We start from the raw sequence: 18,382 nt of genomic DNA, 5'->3' as shown, positions 1-18,382 counted from the left end.
AAATATCTAATTTAATGGTTTTCGTTTGAATATCCTATATTAAGGTAATAGCGCTAAAATTTCTTTTGTCTTGTTTTTCATTAACTCAAAATCTCCTTTGGATTCGACATTCAATCGAATAACTGGCTCAGTATTAGATATTCTTAAATTAAATCGCCAATCATAAAACTCTAGGCTAATGCCATCAGTATAATCAACAACGGCATCTTTCTGGTAAATGTTTAAAATATTATTAATTGTTTCATCTGGGGAGAAAGATTTTTTATTTATTTCCCCAGATGAAGGGTATTTATTAATGCGCTCCTTTACCAATTGGCTAAGTTTTATTTTTTTAATAGAAACTAATTCTATTATTAATAACCATGGAATCATACCGCTATCACAATAAGAAAAATCTCTGAAATAATGATGAGCACTCATCTCACCACCATAAATAGCATTTTCTTTTCGCATTTTTTCTTTAATAAAAGAATGCCCTGCTTTGGAAATAATAGGTATTCCATCAGATAAGGTAACTATATCTATAGTATTCCAAGTGAGGCGAGGATCATGAATAATTTTTTGCCCTGGGTTATTCTTCAAAAACGCCTCAGCTAATAATCCTACTATATAATAACCTTCGATAAAGTTACCTCTCTCATCAAAGAAGAAACAACGATCAAAATCTCCATCGAATGCAATGCCTATATCAGCATTATGTGTTATAACAGCTTCAGACGTATCTTTTCGACATTCTGGTAATAATGGGTTAGGAATTCCATTAGGAAAAGTTCCATCAGATTCATGATGTATTTTTATGAATTCAACAGGGATATTTAGTGCTTTAAAACGATATTCTATAGCATCAATAACATGACCCGCTGTTCCATTTCCACTATTAATGACAAGTCTTAAAGGTTTCAGTTTCTTTAAGTCAATATAATTTAGAATATGGTCTATATAACTTTCTAAAATAGAGATTTTTTTATAATCACCTCGATGCGAATTATTAATTTTAGGAAAGTTATTTATTTCTGCCAGAGATTGAATTTCTTTCAATCCGGAATCTCTACTAATTGGTTTTGCGTCTTCTCTAACTAATTTCATACCATTATAATTAATAGGGTTATGGCTAGCTGTGACTTCAATCCCACCACAAATACCTAGAAAAAAAGTTGCAAAATAAATTTCCTCTGTACCTGCAAGTCCTATATCAAGCACATCAGTGCCAGAATCTTGTAAACCTCGGCTTAAAGCTAATTTAAGTTTTTCACTAGTAAGGCGTGAGTCATGTCCAACAACAACAGATTTAGGTTTAATAAATTCACTATAGGCACGCCCAATACGATAGGCTATATCTTCATTTAGTTCTTGACCTAATTGACCTCGAATATCATAAGCCTTAAAGCAATTGAGTTTATCTTTCATCAATCCCTCATAACCATTAATTAATATAATTTATAATTTCTTTATAGTAAACGTATAATATCTATATCGCTAATGTAATCACCAGATTGTATTTCAATAACTTCAAGGTTTACTTGTCCAGAGTTCTTCAAAGAATGAGCCTCTCCTGCTGGTATATAAATTGATTGATTTTTAGTAAGGCGCAATAGTTCCGAACCTCTTATTACCTCTGCAGTACCAGATAAAATCACCCAATGCTCAGATCTATGATAGTGTGATTGTAATGATAACTGTCCATTTGGTTTTATTGTTAGTTTATTAACACGATGATAAGGACTATAATCTATGAGTTTAGCGGTTCCCCAAGTATGATAGCTGCATTGGTGTTTCTTATATTCAGGTCGACCATCTTTCTTTAATTTTTCTACAATGTATTTAACATCTTGAGTTTTATTCTTATGGGCTACAAGTATTGCATCTTCTGTTTGTATAATAGTTAAATCTCTGACACCTATAGTCGCTAATAATGCACTATCTGAGTGTAGATAGTTATCATAACTTTCATAAGAAATTATATCTCCATGTATTACATTGCCAAAATCATCTTTAACTGAGATATCCCACAGAGATGACCATGAGCCAACATCATTCCAACCTGCCGACATAGGTACTACTACAGCATCATCTGTATTTTCCATTACTGCATAATCTATAGAATTACTTGGACAAGACAGGAAAGCTGTTTTGTCAACACGAGTGAAATCTAGATCCTGAAAAATATTTTCTACTGAATTAGAACAAGAGTCATATATATCTGGACTTAATTTTTTTAGTTCTTCTAAATAACGACTCGCTCGGAACAAAAACATTCCACTATTCCAATAGTAAGTGCCACTTTTAATATAGTGTTCTGCCTGTATTAAACAAGGTTTTTCAACAAACTTATCAACTAGAAATATTTCCGAAGATAGATCATGTGTTAATAAATTACCTCGTTTAATGTAGCCATAGCCAGTTTCAGCAGAGGTGGGTACTATGCCGAAAGTTACTAATTTACCAGCTACAGCATGAGGAATAGCCATTTTTATAGAAGTATAAAAGGAATTTTTATCATGAATTACATGATCAGCAGGCAAGATCAGTAATAACGGATCATTTTTCTCTTGTAAGGTAGCTAAAGCGGCTAGTGCAATAGTAGGGGCTGTATTACGCCCTTCAGGCTCTAATATAATATTTTTATTAAGCTTATTTATTTTTCTTAATTGTTCTGCAACTAAAAAACGATGTTCTTCATTACAGATAACCAAAGGAAAAGAATGTAAACATGAAAGAGCATTTAATCGTAATATTGTCGTTTGTAGCATAGTCTTTCCAGCTTCGTCATTTAAAGCTAGAAACTGTTTTGGATATTGTTCCCGGGATAATGGCCATAGTCGAGAGCCAATTCCTCCTGACATGATTACAGGTAATATTTTATTCATAATAGATAATTCAGATTAACTAAAAACAATTTTCAACCAAGACTGTAAACTATACTTTTCGTACAATTCAATAGGCAAAGGTTGATACTCACTAGATATAAAATCATTTATACCTGAAAAATTATCTTCTGTTAATATATAAATGTTATTTTTATTGTAAAAATCATAATTACATATCTCCTTGTTTGTTGTGATTATTTTTTTCCCTGCTCCGAGCATTTCTATTGTTCTAATTGTAAGTCCATTTTGTGCTAAATGTGGTACATCAAGAACACATTTAGATATATGAATGGCATTTAAAATATCTTCAGTTTTCATTGGAACAAATGATATATCATTTATTTTTAGTCCTTTTAATTCTCTTGTTAAGTATTTTTTTACAAAAAAAACCAATACATTCGGACAATAGAGAAATTTAAAAATGTCTTTAGAGTTAATAGTTCTAATTACTTTATTTAATAATAGATGGCGTTCGCTATGAGCAGTGCCAATAAAACAAATATCGTATATTTCTTTAGACTTTTGACGATGGTTTCTTATAGAGTAATCATTGGAATAAAATAACGGCAAAAAATCGATTCTAAGCTCTTTAGCATCTTTATGATCAAAACTAAAAAAACTATCTACTTTATCTATGTATGAAGTGGCATTTTTCCTATTTAATATTGAATCCCACATATAAACAATAAATTTTGTTTTATTCAAAGAATCCTTAAATTTTTTTATTATTTCAGATTTGAGAGTTTCGGGATTCATAAATAAAATATGATCAGGAGGAGACTTTTTTAGTTCATACAGAATGTTATCATAATATTTTTGGATAGTAGAATTGACAAAGTAATGCAACCTTAATCTAATGATAATTTTAAACAGTGTATTGTTTGATGGTTTATCATCATAGAGTTTAACCTTGGCACCAAGACTTTCTAGTTGTTGAACTATTTTTTTGTCATACCCAAAAAATTTGGGACAAAAAATAGCAATCTTCTTATTTAAAAAAGAATTCTCGTTCATATCAGATATATTAATTATATGTTTATGTAAGGGAGTGATTTATACTCTATTCCAATTTTCTGTAGAATTATTATATTGTTTTATAACTTTTGCCGGATTTCCAACAGCAATAGAATATGGAGGAATATCTCGAGATACTACAGCATTTGCACCAATAATAGAACATCGTCCAATTGATACACCTGGTAGTACTACAACGCCTTCACCTAGCCAAACATTATCTTCAATTGTTACAGGAGATGTACTAAGCGCTCGTTCATTGCAAATGGATTCTGGATGTGATTGTAGTGTTCCACTATATGAACCATGATTTAGATCACTAATAAATACACGACTTGCAATTAATACGTTATTGCCTATTTTTATTTTTTCTGCTGCTGCAATATGAACAAAGTCATTAAGTTGACAATTTTCTCCTATAAACAAGACAACTCTGTTTTCTTCATTATGAGCCTCTATTCTACAATGATGCCCTGTTGTAAGATTGTTTGAGATATCAATATATGAATAACCTCTTATATCAAAAGGACGCCGTATCAAACGAGCTTTAGGGAAAAATATTTTTGTGTAAATATAATTCACAAATAATGAAATACATCCTAGTAATCTATAATGCTTAAAATAGCTTTTTATTTTTAAGAGCATTTTTATTTACTTATAATTTTATTACTAATTAATGATTGTATCAAATTATTATTGATACCAGTTTCTTTATAAAATGAGATAATCTCATTTCTGTTCATTTTTATATTATTTTCAATGTGTAATCTGATAAATTTCTCTAGGTGGTCTTGCTTTATAATAAACCCATTTATTCCATTTTCTACTTTTCTTTTGAAAAAATCTAAGTCAGAGACAAGAACAGGAATACCAAATGCATTAGCGATATCTATTTGAGAGGTCGCAGTCACAGAGTCATACATTACAAACATAAAATCAGATTTGATTAATACATGTACAACTTCATCAGCTGTAACAAAATGGTTTATCCACTGAACATTAAGATTTTTTGTTGAGTGCAAATATAAATTTGGCGCTAATTTTTCTAAGTTACCTCTTCCTATAATAGTTACAGATAAATCTGAATCGCTGAATTTTGAAATAATTTTATCTAAATGTTGTAATCCTTTGTAAGGTGTCAAATTTCCAAAGAAAAGAATATTAAGACTTTTCACTTTATCTAATTCAACTACCTTTTTATTATTTAATAAGCGAAAAAAATCTCCAGATAAAGGTAAGCAAACATAAATTATATTTTTTTTAGGATATTTATCTTGGGCTTTTTTAACTAATTCGTCTGACGATACAATAAGTGTATTTGATTTAATATTCATTATCATATCGGATAAGTAATAGTTTAGTCCTCTTAATAAACCGGCTCTATTAATATAATTATTTATTTCATGACCCCATGGAATGATTTCAATATTTTTTTTAATAAGAACACTTAATTGTGCAGAAAAAATACCTTGGGAAAAAATTATCACTTTCCCATTTTTTTTGTTTATTTTTCGAGCAAGAGAATAAACTGAGATTGAAGTTCTTATAGGGCTTTTAAAATCATAAAAAAATAAATTATTATTGTATTCCTTTTCTGTTTCGGGTGTTCTTGAAGGAAAATAAAAATCTGCTTCTATTTTTTCCTCTTTAATAGCATGATATAAACCGGTAAAAGAAAACCACATAGCTGTATTTCTGTCCGACATTAAAACAAAAGCTACTGAGTTATCTTTTTGTTTATTCGTAACCACGAGTATAAATTCCTTCTTTTATTGACTGTCTATCTGTTTGTAGCAATAAGTAAGTTTTTCCTAAAGTAAAAGATATAGAAAAAGTTATAAAAAACACCATGATTAATTTAGGATTTTTCGCCCTTGGTTTATTTATTACGGGTAATAACAGTAATAATGCAATTGGATAAATTCTAATCATCAAAGGGATAATAGATGATAAACAAATAAAAAAATACATAAATATTGTTATTTTATCTTTTTTGACTGAAAAGAAAAAGAATGGAACTAACAATAAAATTAATGTTTGTAATGATAATATGCTAGGTCTTATATTTATTGCTCCTGCTTTTTTATATTCCAAAAATTTATTAATTATATATGGAAAATTCAGGTATAGAGACAAACCTAATATTAGCACTAGTAATAGCAATGCGTTTTTGTTTGTTTTTTTTATAAAAATGAATGCTGTCAATAAGGAGGTTGTATGAGATAATATAGAAAAAACTATATATATATACGATTTTAATTTCTTTTTTTTCATGAAAAAAATGATGAAAAGTAATCCAAAATGTAATGCAAGGGATTGTCTAAGTAAATTAAGTTCAAAAGTAATAAATGATGTAGGTATATACATCCCCATAAAAAATAATAATTTATGTTTATCAAGGTAAAATATAGCAGTGCCTAATATAATTATGTTTATTACCTTGTTCACAATAAGAAATTGATGATAGTTAAAATTCAGTAAATTTGATATATAAGAAATATAGGTGTAAATTATTTCAAACTTAGGTTCCAGAGGTTCATTTTCATATATCCATTGATAAACAATATGATCTGGGCCGGAATTAATATAAGAAAACACAAAAATACTATAGAATAATAGTAAGGTACTTTTAATAAACCTCTCTTGTCGTTCAGATGAAAAAATGAGGAGTAACAGAGGAATATAAAGAAAGGATACTGAATACAATGACATTTTATTTTTACATCCTTATCCCATCCAATATTCCTTTTATTAGAGCCTTCTTAATATCTGTCTTGCTTTTGCTAAACATAATAATAATTATTCTTGTTATGATTGTATACGCTAAACTAATTTCTCTTTTAGGGAATTTTAAGCATTTTTTAGCAAAAAAAAGTCTATTTCTAGTTAGATAATAGGCCCCAAAAAAACTCGTATTTCCTCCAGTTGAAATACTAACTTTATGGTAAATTTTTACATCAGGGATCAGCCTTACTGTAAATCCATTTTTATGGGCCCTATATAAAAAATCAGTATCATCATAATATGCAAAATAACTTTCATCTATTAACCCACTTTTTTCAAAAACAGAGCGATGAATAATTAAAAAACATGTAGGTGCATATTCATGATAAATTGGAAAATTCTCTTTAATAGTTTTAGGATTTTTATTTACGTATTTATGAGGTGCTAATGCTCGGTATTCATCAAAATATCCGCCCGCATACCAGATTTTCTTCTCTGGATAATTGAGTATTAATGGACTAACCATCTTTTCATTTTTTTCAATAGTAATGTGCATTAGAGTAGACAGAACACAGGGGTTTTTAAAAATGAGATCGTTATTAATTAATAATATATAATCACATCCATCTTTTAGTGCGGATTTAATTCCTTGGTTATTTCCTGCTGCAACACCCACATTGTTGCTTTTATTATCAATTAAAGTAACATGTTCTAATGAATATTGATGAATTAATTTTTTTGTTGTTCTTAATGGTTCTGGGGTAGTGCTATTATCTATGATGTAAAGATGATAATTTTTAAACTCTTGAGATGAAATACTAAAGAAAAAATCTTCTAATACTTCTGGAGCATTATAAAGAACAGTTACTAGACCTACTTTATTATTTTTCATTGTCATTAAACCTTGACCCACATTTTATCTTCATGGCAATATTTTTTTATTATTTTTGCAGGAATTCCTGCAACCACTGAATAATCTGGAAAGCTCTTCGTTACCACACTATTTGCAGCGATAACACAATGTTTTCCAATGGTTACACCACCGGTTATAAACACATTAGCCCCAATCCAGGAGCCGTCTCCTATATATACACCGCCCTTACATTTCAAAGGTGATATAATTATGTTAATTCCAATATCCTCAAAACTATGATCGAAATCATTTATAAAAACATTCGGACCAAAAGATACATTATGACCAATAATAACTGATTCAGCCGCGGTTATATTAAAATAACGATTTGCATATACCCCGTCACCTATGATTATTTTACCATTGTATGTCTTATCAGCATATTTATTCACAGCGTATAATATAGACCCTTTTTCAATTTTTACCTGACTCCCAATCTCTATTGAACCAGCATTAAAAATCCTATCTGGACACTTTATCCATGAGTTATTCCCGACTTTCTTAAATAGATATTTATATAAAATTTGTGTTTTTAGATATGGAATGAAAATTTCAATAAAATATATATAGTCAAAAATGTTTTTTTTAAATAATTTAGAGAATATTTTTTTCATTATTTATATCCTTGGATAAATTTTAATGTTAAAAGTTTATTGTAAATAAATTTTCTTTTGTTCTATATAGAATAATGGTTATAATTCCAAAAATGTTCATCTAATTCACAGATAAGCGTGATATCGTCATAAGCGGCCTATCGTGATGTTACTTTTTTTGGCGAGAGCTTTTTAATGTGCGTACTACTGTATATTGATACCGATACCTAACATACAGCCTGTGTCCCCACACCAGAGCCATTCATTGTCATATCCACAATATCGGCAATTAATTTTTATTATAACGGTCATTATGATATTTCCATTAAAAAGCGCAATAATATAAGTATAAAATTAACGCTTTAACGTCATGACCACTAGTATAACCGATACATAAGACTAATATCTGAACAATAAGAATCTGCTCCTAGGAAAATTGCATTAATTTATAGTTCGGCTATATAACTCTCAATTCTTGCTATACCAAGAGTTGTACATGGTTTATATTAATTGTCTTGTTTACAAGTTCCATTCTGAAATGTTTAATATAATCTTGTAATGCTTTTTTAGTCATTATTGATTCCTTAGATAATTTCTTAGCTCCAAGACCTTTTTCTTAAGCTCATTTAGTATAAACAATGATGTCATTATAGTGATTATTTTTATCAAAGCAGTGTCATAATTTACCAAATGTTTATAAAAAGATATATAAACCATACCTACTAATATAGGTGGGGTCAGTAAGAAAATTAATTTAAATTTATTTTGGTAAGGATTTATAGTTAGTATTTTTAATAACCTAAAATAATATATAAATAGTATAATAATTATTGCGCAAGCCATGCTGATTGGAACTGCATACATTCCATAATGTTGTATAAGGAAAATTGTTAGGAGTACACTTATTACACCCTCAATAAAGGGTATGTACATTATTTCATTTTGTTTGGCTTTTGCTATATACAATAAACTTAAAGGAGCCCCAATCATTCTTATTAAGCTAACTGATAATAGACAAAGGAATATATCGTAAGTATTATCTGATATATTATGGCCTAACCATAAAGTTAATATAGGGTATCCAATGAATGGAATTATAGAAATAGTAATTATGATTATTAATAAAATTATTATTGTTAAACAATAGACTATATTACTGATATTTTTATCTTCATTGTTCTGAGAGGATTTTATAAGTGGTTGAAGAATAGGTGTAAGCCCCGCAGCTAAAAAACCGATTGCTGTTGAAGTTAGAGTCATAGCTAATGAGTAAAACGCAAACTCTTTAAATGCATATTTACCAACAAGTATACTGTTTAATCCTGTAATTAAAAACATAGAAAAATTGAAAACAGAGATACCAAAACAATATGAAATAAATTCTCTGAATGTTGGCTGGTTGTGTTTAGAATAATCTTTTGTGAAAGTGGTTTTCTTCTTATAAACAAGATAGATACATATATAGGAAATTGAATTTAGTAAAAAATACAAACAGGACATATAGAATATGCCATGTGCTGATGAAATTATAATTCCTGCTCCAATTATTATTCTGGAAATTAGGTTGATAGTTGCAGGTATATCATTTCTTTCTATACCCATAAAATAACCGAAAAATATTGAAGGTACTAAACCAAATATAAATGAAAGAGAAACTAAAAAGAAAGATAACTCTACATTCTTAATTTCTTCATAATCAATCTCATTGAATATACTCTTAAATGAGAAACATACTAGAAGTAGTATTATTATAGCAATAAATATACTAATTAGGCATAGTCGTAGGCCATTTTTTATAGTTTTGTATTCTTCAGAACAGTTTTTATTTGTTTTCGCAATTGTTATATAACGAGATACTGCAACCTGGCTGCCAAATCCGAGTAAAGAAAAAAATGCACCAACTTGTAGCATTAGACTCCATATGGAAAACTCATCAATTGATAGTGTCGATAAAAGAAAAGGGGATATAATTATCCCCATAATAACATTAGAAAATCCATTTATTATATTAGCGACTGAATTTTTGATGAGCCGTTTAAAACCACTCATTGTATGGTACTCAATTCTATTCTAAAACTATGAATCATCTTTTCAAGATCGTCTATCACATCACGAGGCGAACATGAAGGCATTAGTTGTTTGAGTAGAGAGATATCAATTATTGGGAAGTTTTCATCTGGGAGTTCAATTTGGTGCCAGATTACTTTACATTGAGTATTTTTTTGCAAAGTATTTGCTATTTTTTCAGCTGTAACATTATAGCCAGCAGCAATATTAATAATCTTTCCAATGGCTTCTTTTTTATTCGACAAATATATACTAGCATTAGCTACATCGGTGACAGAAACATAATCCTTAGCATAATTATGTTTTATATACATGTCAATTTTCCCATTCTTTATTGCATTACGTGTGATGGATGGTAAGAATAAAGGACTATTTAATGCAACGCCATATACATTACTAGGACGTACTATACAAATATTTCTGCCACTTTTAAGGCATAGTTCTTCGGCAACTAATTTTGTTAAATTAAATAATCGACGGCTATCATCTACACAGACCTTTAAATCTTTATTTTCACTCGCAGCTTGATTATTCATATATACACGAGTTGACGATATATATAGTAGCTGGTTGAATTGTGATTTTTTTAAAATATTGGCCAATAAGCATGTGTTAGCTTCGAAGACATCAAAAGGAGTATCTTGGCAATTTCCATTACCTGCACAATATATAACGGTTCCGAGAGGTTTTTTTAAAATATTGTCGTCGCCTCTAAGGGGAATCCATACCTTATGTCCTTGCTCTAGTAATATTTCCACGATTTTGGAACCAATAAAACCACGGCCGCCAAATACAGTGAACTTTCCCATTATAATCATCCTTGAAGTAATTTTTCTTTAATTTCATCAAATTTGGGTAGAGCCTGATCTTTAGGCGATAAAATGGGTGAGTCAATAGGCCAGTCGATAGAAAGTTTAGGATCAGACCACAAGAGGCCACTTTCGTCGGCTGGATCATAATAATCAGTGCACTTATATTGAAAATCAGCAAATTCGCTTAAGACACAAAATCCATGTGCAAATCCAGGAGGAATATAAAATTGGAGATGATTTTCACCAGTTAAAATAATTGATTCATGTTGACCAAATGTTGGTGAATTAGGTCGCAAATCAACCGCCACGTCAAATACAGCACCGTGTGTAACTGTGACTAGCTTTCCTTGTGGTTTAGTTTTTTGAAAATGTAGTCCCCTCAAAATTCCTTTACCAGAGCGAGAGCGGTTATCTTGTACGAAATCAGTAGAAACATCAGCAGATTTATATCGTTGTTTTTGATATGTTTCATAGAAAAAACCACGTTCATCATTGAATATCTTGGGTTCAATTATTAGTAAATCTTCTATTTTTGTTTGGATTATATTCATAGTATCTACATGATTATTTAGATAAGTTTAATAAGTATTGACCATACCCAGTCTTAGACAGTTTATTTCCAATTTCTTCGATCATATCTTTACTCATCCATCCTTGATTAAATGCAATTTCTTCTAAGCAGGCAATTTTAAATCTTTGTCTTTTTTCGACTGTTTGGACAAATTGAGATGCATCTAATAAGGAATCGTGGGTTCCGGTATCTAGCCATGCGAAGCCACGTCCTAACTGTTCTACTCGTAGTAGGCCTTTTTCAAGATATGCTTGATTTATGCTTGTTATTTCTAATTCACCACGCTTGGATGGTTTTATACTTTTCGCTATGTTAATGACATTATTATCATAGAAATATAATCCAGTTACTGCCCAATTAGATTTTGGATGCTGTGGTTTTTCTTCTATAGATAAAGCTTGGAAACAGTCGTTAAACTCAACTACACCAAATCTTTCAGGATCCATCACTTGATAGCCAAATACAGTAGCACCTTCTGTATGAGCACAGACTTTTTTTAACTGATTTCCAAATGATTGACCAAAAAAGATATTATCACCTAGAACAAGGCAAACTTGATCACTTCCAATGAATTCTTCACCTAGAATAAATGCTTGAGCTAATCCATCAGGTGACGGTTGTATAGTATATTGAATATTAATTCCAAATTGGCTTCCATCTCCTAAAAGACGTTTAAAGCTAATATTATCTTCTGGAGTGGTTATAATTAATATGTTACGAATTCCGGCAAGCATTAGGACAGATAAGGGATAATATATCATTGGCTTGTCGTAGACAGGAAGTAACTGTTTAGAAATACCTTTTGTAATAGGATATAGACGACTTCCTGAACCTCCAGCTAGAATAATTCCTTTCAATTTTATTTCCCCAAATCTGATTGTTGATATTTGTAAGCTTTTCTTTGGATATTACTGTACCATTTTTTGTTGGTTAGGTACCACTTCACTGTTTTTTGGAGGCCACTTTCAAAAGTCTCAAATGGTATCCAATCTAATTCAGATTTAATTTTTGTTGCATCAATAGCATAGCGACGATCATGCCCAGGTCGATCAGAAACAAAAGTAATTTGTTTTTTGTACGAAATTTCTTTGGGAACGAGTTCATCCAAAATATGGCAAATTTTCTCGACAACTTCGAGGTTAGTTTTTTCGTTATGACCGCCAATATTATAAGTCTCGCCATTTTTACCACTACTCATAACTAAATGTAGTGCTCTAGCATGATCCTCAACATATAACCAATCTCGAATTTGCTCTCCTTTGCCATAGACTGGTAAGGATTTTCCTTCTAATGCATTTAGGATAACTAGAGGAATCAATTTTTCTGGAAAATGGTAAGGCCCATAATTATTAGAACAGTTGGTTACTATTGTTGGTAGTCCATAGGTTCTGTGCCATGCCCTGACTAAATGATCGCTGGATGCTTTTGATGCTGAGTAAGGGCTACTTGGGGCATAGGCCGTTGTTTCGGTAAATAAAGGAAGTGAAGAACCATCTGGGAATTGGTCTGGATGAGGTAAATCACCATATACTTCATCAGTTGAAATATGGTGAAAAATGAATTTGTTTTTTTTGTCTTCAGGCAATTGTTGCCAATAATTTCTTGTGGCTTCCAGAAGGGTGTAAGTACCAATAATATTGGTTTCAATAAAATCACTAGGGCCACTGATTGAGCGATCAACATGGCTTTCGGCAGCTAAATGCATAATAGCATCAGGCTGGTATTGCTCTAATATGTTATCTAGCCCATTGCGATCACAAATATCTGCTTTTTCAAAAGAATACCGTGGACTATTGTCAATTTCTTTGAGTGATTCTAAATTGCCTGCATAAGTAAGTTTATCAACATTAATAACGCTATCATTAGTATGGTTGATAATATGTCGAATTAATGCAGAGCCAATAAAACCTGCTCCACCAGTAACCAGAATTTTCATTTTTGAGTTTTTCAGTTGATTTTAGTATTGATGCAGAATCGGAAAGGAAGTTTTATGGAATATATTTTGCGATGCTTAATCAAAGCTACCGCACTAGGTTACGGCTCCCAGAGTGCCTGCTGTGCGTAATGATTTTACTTAACTAATTAATATAAAAGGATTTTTCCATTTAACAAAAATTAACATATCAATGATTTGCGTTAAGCCGCGACGAGGTTAGTCCCTTGATGCCTTAAGGTCAAGCACAATAATCTTTTTCCTTTCATTGCTACACATCGCAACTAACTAAATCTCAAGGCGGACTCTGTTTACCTTCCATGCAGCGGCAACCAAATCACTAACCGTAATCCGCCCAAAGAACTATCTTCTGCTCTCACCCAGCCTCGATGCTGACTCACAGCAGTCTCAACTATTGCTAGCCCCAGCCCCGTTCCCCCAGACTCTCTATCCCTTGCTTCATCTGTCCGATAAAACGGCCGGAAGATATGTTCTCGGTCTTCTGGGCTAACTCCCGGACCATCATCATCAACCGTAATCGTCACGCCTTGGTTATCTGCTTTAAATGCAACTGCGATATGGCTGCTGGAGTAACGAAGCGCGTTACGGACGATATTTTCCAGTGCGCTGCCAAGGGTTGCCGGGTTGCAATAAATTACCCAATTACCAGGAGGAGAAACGATATCCAGCGTTTTGTTCATTTGCTCGACTTCGAATTTGGCGTTCTCCAAGATGTCATGCCATACATCGTAGGCTTTGATATTCTCGCGTAGTAATTCGTTTTTATGTTGATTGCGGGAAAGTACTAACAGGTCATTAATCATTCCATCCAGACGCTGGGTCTCTGTTTCGATACGTTGCAGTTCTTTGCATTCACCGTGACGTCGGCGCAGTAAGGCTGTTGCCAATTGTAAGCGCGTAAGCGGTGTGCGTAGTTCATGGGAGATATCGGAAATAAGCCGTTGTTGAGCGGTGACCATGCTTTCCAGTGCGCTAATCATCTGGTTGAAGCTACTGCCCGCAGCCAAAAATTCTTGTGGGCCGGATTCTAGCTCAGGGTGTTGCCGTAAGTTTCCTTTCGCGACGTCATCTGCCGCATTTTTTAATTTACGAGCCGGTTTTGCCAAGCTCCATGCCAGCCATAATAGTAATGGGGCGCTGATTAACATGGTTGCCGCTGGCAGTAAAAATGGCCGATCAAACATTAAGTTAATAAAGTCTGATTGGGGACTGCCCGCCGGCCTGACCAGGTAGAGCTGGTACTGATCTTCACCGTCGCGGATAGAAAAAGGGCCGAGTATTTCGGAGCGACCATATTTTTTCTTTTTAGGGTGATCCGCGTTATCAGATTGTCCAATAAAGTTGCGGACAACTTGTATCTGGCGGGATTGGGTATCAATGTCAATGTCAATGATACGCCCTTCACTGGTGACGAGGAGCAAACGTTGGCCCGGTGGCGTCAGCTGGGCAATAGTGCGATCCAGCCGTAGCCACCAGAACATGTCATTCGCAGGGTAGCGTGTTAATTCTTCTTCTATTTGCTTTGCCAGTTTTTTCCCCTGCTGATATTCACTGTCCAGAAGTGGAGTTAATTGTCGTGAATCCAGTTTGGGGGCCATTAAGGCCACCATCAGGACAAGTGCAAGTGTGAGCCAGAAAATTGCGAATATACGGGCTGTCAAGCTGTTGATCATTTTGCGGAAACCATTAAGTATCCACGGCCACGTAATGTCTTAAACCATGGAAGTTCGTCAGTTCGATTTGGTAATTTACGACGTAAATTAGAAATGTGCATATCAATGGCTCGATCAAAAGGAGTTAAGCGTTTCCCCAATACTTCCTGACTTAAATGTTCACGGGAAACGACTTGTCCCAAATGTTGCGCTAATAAATATAGCAGAGTGAACTCTGTTCCGGTGAGATCCAAAATCGTACCGTCAAAACTGGCCTCCTGACGCCCAGGGTTGAGTTGCAGTTTGTCGACTTCAAGTATAGGTGTCCCGATATCAGCTTGTTGCTCGCTCCAGTTGGATCGACGCAATATCGCACGTATGCGGGCAACTAGCTCGCGATCATTAAAAGGTTTCGGGAGATAGTCATCAGCTCCCAGTTCTAATCCCAAAACACGGTCTAAGTCGCTTCCACGTGCCGTTAACATGATAACGGGGGTCTGATGGTATTGCCGTAGCTCTTTAAGCGTCTCAATGCCGTTCTTGCGTGGCATCATGATGTCCAGCAATAACAGGTCAATTGAAGGATCGATATATTGTAAAGCCTGCTCGCCATCATGGGCGATAACAACATTGAATCCTTCCATCTCGAGCAACTCTTTTAATAGAGATGTCAGCTCGCGGTCATCATCAACTAATAAGATTTTATGCATTAATTCTTCCTCCAAGAGCAAAATACGATAACAAACTCCGCTATTCCATGACTTTACGTTCTTTTACATGCTCTGACGCTAGTTTGCAGCCGCAGGGTTATAGTTATCCGCACTGAATCGAATGCTGCTGTTCGAAACAGCGGGGAGATTTAATGCGTAACATAGCAATATTGGCTCTAGCGTCAATGGTTGTTCTTGGAACAACAGTGGCCTTAGCTGAAACTGCTGATACGGATAATGTTCCTGAGGCTCCAAGTTCCTCGTCGTATTGTATGCCATGCGGTGGTCATAAGAGGGATTTTAGTTATCACCGTAGTGATGAACATAACTACAACTATAGTTATGTCTTCGGTGGAATAACATTAACTGAACAGCAACGTCAGCAGATGTGGAATTTAGTGAAAAAGCAACATCTGAATGAGCAATCGTTGCTCGAAATGCGAGTTGAGCGTCAAAAGATGCATGAACTTTTGACTGCAAAGAATTTTGATGAAGCTGCAGTTCGGTTGCAGCTTGAAAAAATAGCAAAAAAGAATGTTGAGCTGGGCGTAGAAATCGCGCGTATTCGCAACCAGATATATCAACTGTTAACACCGGAGCAGAATGCGCTATTACAGAAACGCTATGAAACGCGTATAGCTCAAGGAATGGACTGAATTTTTGCTAGTACTTTGATACACAATATCATCAACAACGATTTTCCTTGCCATAGACACCATCCCTGTCTTTCAGCCCCCTTGTGGGGCTTTTTTTTAGATAAATCTCTCACTGAAATAAAAGCATTGTTTATTAATTAATACTCCTCCAATCTGTTGTTATCTTGACCAATCTTGATTATCTTAAGCTCTATCACTTCGTTAACTAAAAAGTCATCTCACATAAAAGGGATAAGGATACCCAATATGGATAACCCTCGTAAAATCAGTCTATTGTCGAAAGTCATGGGTGTCACGCTATCAGGCTTATGTCGTCTTTTAACTGGTGTACAGGCGCGATGGATTGGCTGTAAACCATCAATTGCGAGCCGTATTTATTATGCTAATCACTCCAGTCATCTTGATGGATTGGTGATTTGGTCTGGGCTTCCGCTCGCGTTGCGTCATTTGGTTCATCCTGTCGCTGCCCGTGATTATTGGGATAAAACCAAGTTACGTCGTTATCTCATTCATAAGGTATTTCGTTCGGTATTAATTGAACGTCATGGAGAACACTCGCCGAAAGGGGCGATGCTTGCGCCTTTGGAGGCGATTTTGGCGAAAAAAGAGTCTTTGATTATCTTTCCGGAGGGAACTCGGGGAGATGGTGAGCAAATCAATCCGTTCAAGAGTGGTCTGTATCATCTGGTTCGTAAATATCCCGATGCTGAAGTTGTGCCGGTTTATCTGGAAAATTTGAACCGTGCCCTGCCGAAAGGAAAGAAATTGCTGGTGCCAATCATTTGCTCGGTCACATTTGGTAAGCCACTGGGTAAATTGGGCGAAGGTGAAAGTAAGGAAGAGTTCCTGCAACGTGCCCAGTCTGCATTAAAGGAGTTAGTGCTATGACGAAGAGCGATCCTGATTTGATGCTGTTGCTGGGGGGAATATTTGGGGTTTTAGTTGTCGCCAGTGTAATTGGCGGCATTTTGGCCTTCCGGTATTCGGGGGAGAGGAGCAATGCTACCATTGATAATCTGAATGCCCGAATTCGTGGCTGGTGGATGATGTGTATCATCTGTGTGGTGGCTATTATTATTGGGCCAATAGGGTCGGTCATCTTGTTTGCTGTGATGTCATTTTTTGCCTTGCGCGAATTTATCACGCTAACACCTACTCGCCGTAGTGATCATGAAGCCCTGTTCTGGTGTTTCTTTATTTTTATACCTGTGCAGTATGCCTTGGTCGGCGTGCAATGGTACGGGCTATTCTCGGTGTTTATTCCCGTGTATGTATTCCTGTTCCTGCCAGCCCGTATTGCTTTGGTTGGGGATACAACGCATTTTCTGGAGCGAACAGCCAAAATCGAGTGGGGAATGCTGGTGACGGTGTTTGCCATCAGTCATGCGCCAGCGTTGTTGATGTTGGATATTCCAGAGTACAAGGATCAAAATATCAAGCTGTTGCTGTTTCTGATGATTGTAGTGCAAATGTCCGATGTTTTGCAGTACGTATTCGGGAAGTTATTTGGCAAACGTCCGATTGTGCCGAAACTCAGTCCCAATAAAACGGTTGAGGGATTTGTTGGAGGGATTTTAGCTTCTGTGCTGTTGGGAATGTCGCTGTTTTGGGTAACACCATTTTCCCCGTGGGAAGCGGGATTGATGTCGTTGGCAATCACTCTGATGGGGTTTATCGGTGGTGTGTGTATGTCGGCGATTAAACGAGACAGTGGGGTGAAGGATTTTGGCGGAATGATTGAAGGGCATGGCGGGATGTTAGACAGAATTGACTCGCTTTGCTTTGCTGCCCCTATATTTTTTCACCTGACGCGCTATTTTTATACCTGAGACTAAATAACCGAAGGGCT

General features: G+C 34.3%; 18 protein-coding genes. 3 read left to right on the top strand and 15 right to left on the bottom strand.

Annotated features, from left to right (window positions below):
- Positions 1-39: 39 nt before the first annotated feature.
- From H8A87_RS04615 to cpxR, 15 genes are all read right to left on the bottom strand, one after another.
- Positions 40-1,407, bottom strand: coding sequence for a phosphohexomutase domain-containing protein (locus H8A87_RS04615; protein WP_198688824.1), 1,368 nt, complete (start codon positions 1,405-1,407; stop codon positions 40-42).
- 41 nt (positions 1,408-1,448) lie between these two features.
- A complete protein-coding gene (locus H8A87_RS04610) occupies positions 1,449-2,867 on the bottom strand; it encodes a mannose-1-phosphate guanylyltransferase/mannose-6-phosphate isomerase (RefSeq protein ID WP_198688823.1) in 1,419 nt (472 codons plus the stop codon).
- Positions 2,868-2,882: 15 nt separating this feature from the next.
- A complete protein-coding gene (locus H8A87_RS04605; protein ID WP_198688822.1) occupies positions 2,883-3,881 on the bottom strand; it encodes a CgeB family protein in 999 nt (332 codons plus the stop codon).
- A 39-nt stretch (positions 3,882-3,920) separates the two neighbouring features.
- Positions 3,921-4,526, bottom strand: a complete 606-nt coding sequence (locus tag H8A87_RS04600) for a DapH/DapD/GlmU-related protein (RefSeq protein ID WP_198688821.1) — start codon at positions 4,524-4,526, stop codon at positions 3,921-3,923.
- 2 nt (positions 4,527-4,528) lie between these two features.
- On the bottom strand, positions 4,529-5,632 hold the full coding sequence (locus tag H8A87_RS20295; RefSeq protein WP_198688820.1) for a glycosyltransferase: 1,104 nt from the start codon (positions 5,630-5,632) through the stop codon (positions 4,529-4,531).
- The gene (locus tag H8A87_RS04590) at positions 5,619-6,593 is read right to left on the bottom strand and encodes an EpsG family protein (protein WP_232370075.1); all 975 of its coding nucleotides are present in this window, start codon (positions 6,591-6,593) and stop codon (positions 5,619-5,621) included. The genes H8A87_RS20295 and H8A87_RS04590 overlap by 14 nt, the downstream gene beginning before the upstream one ends.
- 7 nt (positions 6,594-6,600) lie before the next feature.
- Positions 6,601-7,497: a glycosyltransferase family 2 protein gene (locus H8A87_RS04585; RefSeq protein WP_198688818.1), complete on the bottom strand. Its 897-nt coding sequence runs from the start codon at positions 7,495-7,497 to the stop codon at positions 6,601-6,603.
- Between the two features lie 5 nt (positions 7,498-7,502).
- Entirely contained in the window at positions 7,503-8,132 is a 630-nt protein-coding gene (locus H8A87_RS04580) for a DapH/DapD/GlmU-related protein (protein WP_198688817.1), read from the bottom strand.
- A 552-nt stretch (positions 8,133-8,684) separates the two neighbouring features.
- Positions 8,685-10,160, bottom strand: a complete 1,476-nt coding sequence (locus H8A87_RS04575; protein WP_198688816.1) for a lipopolysaccharide biosynthesis protein — start codon at positions 10,158-10,160, stop codon at positions 8,685-8,687.
- Positions 10,157-10,987: an NAD-dependent epimerase/dehydratase family protein gene (locus tag H8A87_RS04570; RefSeq protein WP_198688815.1), complete on the bottom strand. Its 831-nt coding sequence runs from the start codon at positions 10,985-10,987 to the stop codon at positions 10,157-10,159. Before H8A87_RS04570 ends, H8A87_RS04575 begins: the two co-directional genes overlap by 4 nt.
- A 5-nt stretch (positions 10,988-10,992) precedes the next feature.
- Positions 10,993-11,541, bottom strand: coding sequence for a dTDP-4-dehydrorhamnose 3,5-epimerase (gene rfbC, locus H8A87_RS04565; protein WP_198688814.1), 549 nt, complete (start codon positions 11,539-11,541; stop codon positions 10,993-10,995).
- A gap of 13 nt (positions 11,542-11,554) precedes the next feature.
- Positions 11,555-12,418 carry a glucose-1-phosphate thymidylyltransferase RfbA gene (gene rfbA / locus H8A87_RS04560; protein ID WP_198688813.1) on the bottom strand — a complete coding sequence of 288 codons (864 nt, stop codon included), beginning with the start codon at positions 12,416-12,418 and terminating at the stop codon, positions 11,555-11,557.
- Between the two features lie 2 nt (positions 12,419-12,420).
- Positions 12,421-13,497 (bottom strand): dTDP-glucose 4,6-dehydratase, encoded by a 1,077-nt coding sequence (gene rfbB / locus H8A87_RS04555; RefSeq protein WP_198688812.1) that lies wholly within the window; start codon positions 13,495-13,497, stop codon positions 12,421-12,423.
- Positions 13,498-13,805: 308 nt separating this feature from the next.
- A complete protein-coding gene (gene cpxA / locus H8A87_RS04550; protein WP_198688811.1) occupies positions 13,806-15,188 on the bottom strand; it encodes an envelope stress sensor histidine kinase CpxA in 1,383 nt (460 codons plus the stop codon).
- Positions 15,185-15,877 carry an envelope stress response regulator transcription factor CpxR gene (gene cpxR / locus H8A87_RS04545; RefSeq protein ID WP_198688810.1) on the bottom strand — a complete coding sequence of 231 codons (693 nt, stop codon included), beginning with the start codon at positions 15,875-15,877 and terminating at the stop codon, positions 15,185-15,187. Before cpxR ends, cpxA begins: the two co-directional genes overlap by 4 nt.
- Before the next feature lie 152 nt (positions 15,878-16,029).
- Between cpxR and H8A87_RS04540 the strand changes: the two genes are divergently transcribed.
- The 3 genes from H8A87_RS04540 (at position 16,030) to H8A87_RS04530 (ending at position 18,362) form a co-directional block, all read left to right on the top strand.
- Positions 16,030-16,533 (top strand): Spy/CpxP family protein refolding chaperone, encoded by a 504-nt coding sequence (locus H8A87_RS04540; protein WP_198688809.1) that lies wholly within the window; start codon positions 16,030-16,032, stop codon positions 16,531-16,533.
- Between the two features lie 246 nt (positions 16,534-16,779).
- Entirely contained in the window at positions 16,780-17,421 is a 642-nt protein-coding gene (locus tag H8A87_RS04535) for a lysophospholipid acyltransferase family protein (protein ID WP_198688808.1), read from the top strand.
- Entirely contained in the window at positions 17,418-18,362 is a 945-nt protein-coding gene (locus H8A87_RS04530; protein WP_198688807.1) for a phosphatidate cytidylyltransferase, read from the top strand. The genes H8A87_RS04535 and H8A87_RS04530 overlap by 4 nt, the downstream gene beginning before the upstream one ends.
- The last annotated feature ends 20 nt before the right edge of the window (positions 18,363-18,382 follow it).

It is taken from the genome of Xenorhabdus lircayensis (assembly GCF_016306625.1).
Lineage (GTDB): Bacteria > Pseudomonadota > Gammaproteobacteria > Enterobacterales > Enterobacteriaceae > Xenorhabdus > Xenorhabdus lircayensis.
Note: the sequence above shows the minus strand (reverse complement) of the source record. Positions and strands in the feature narration are given on the sequence as shown.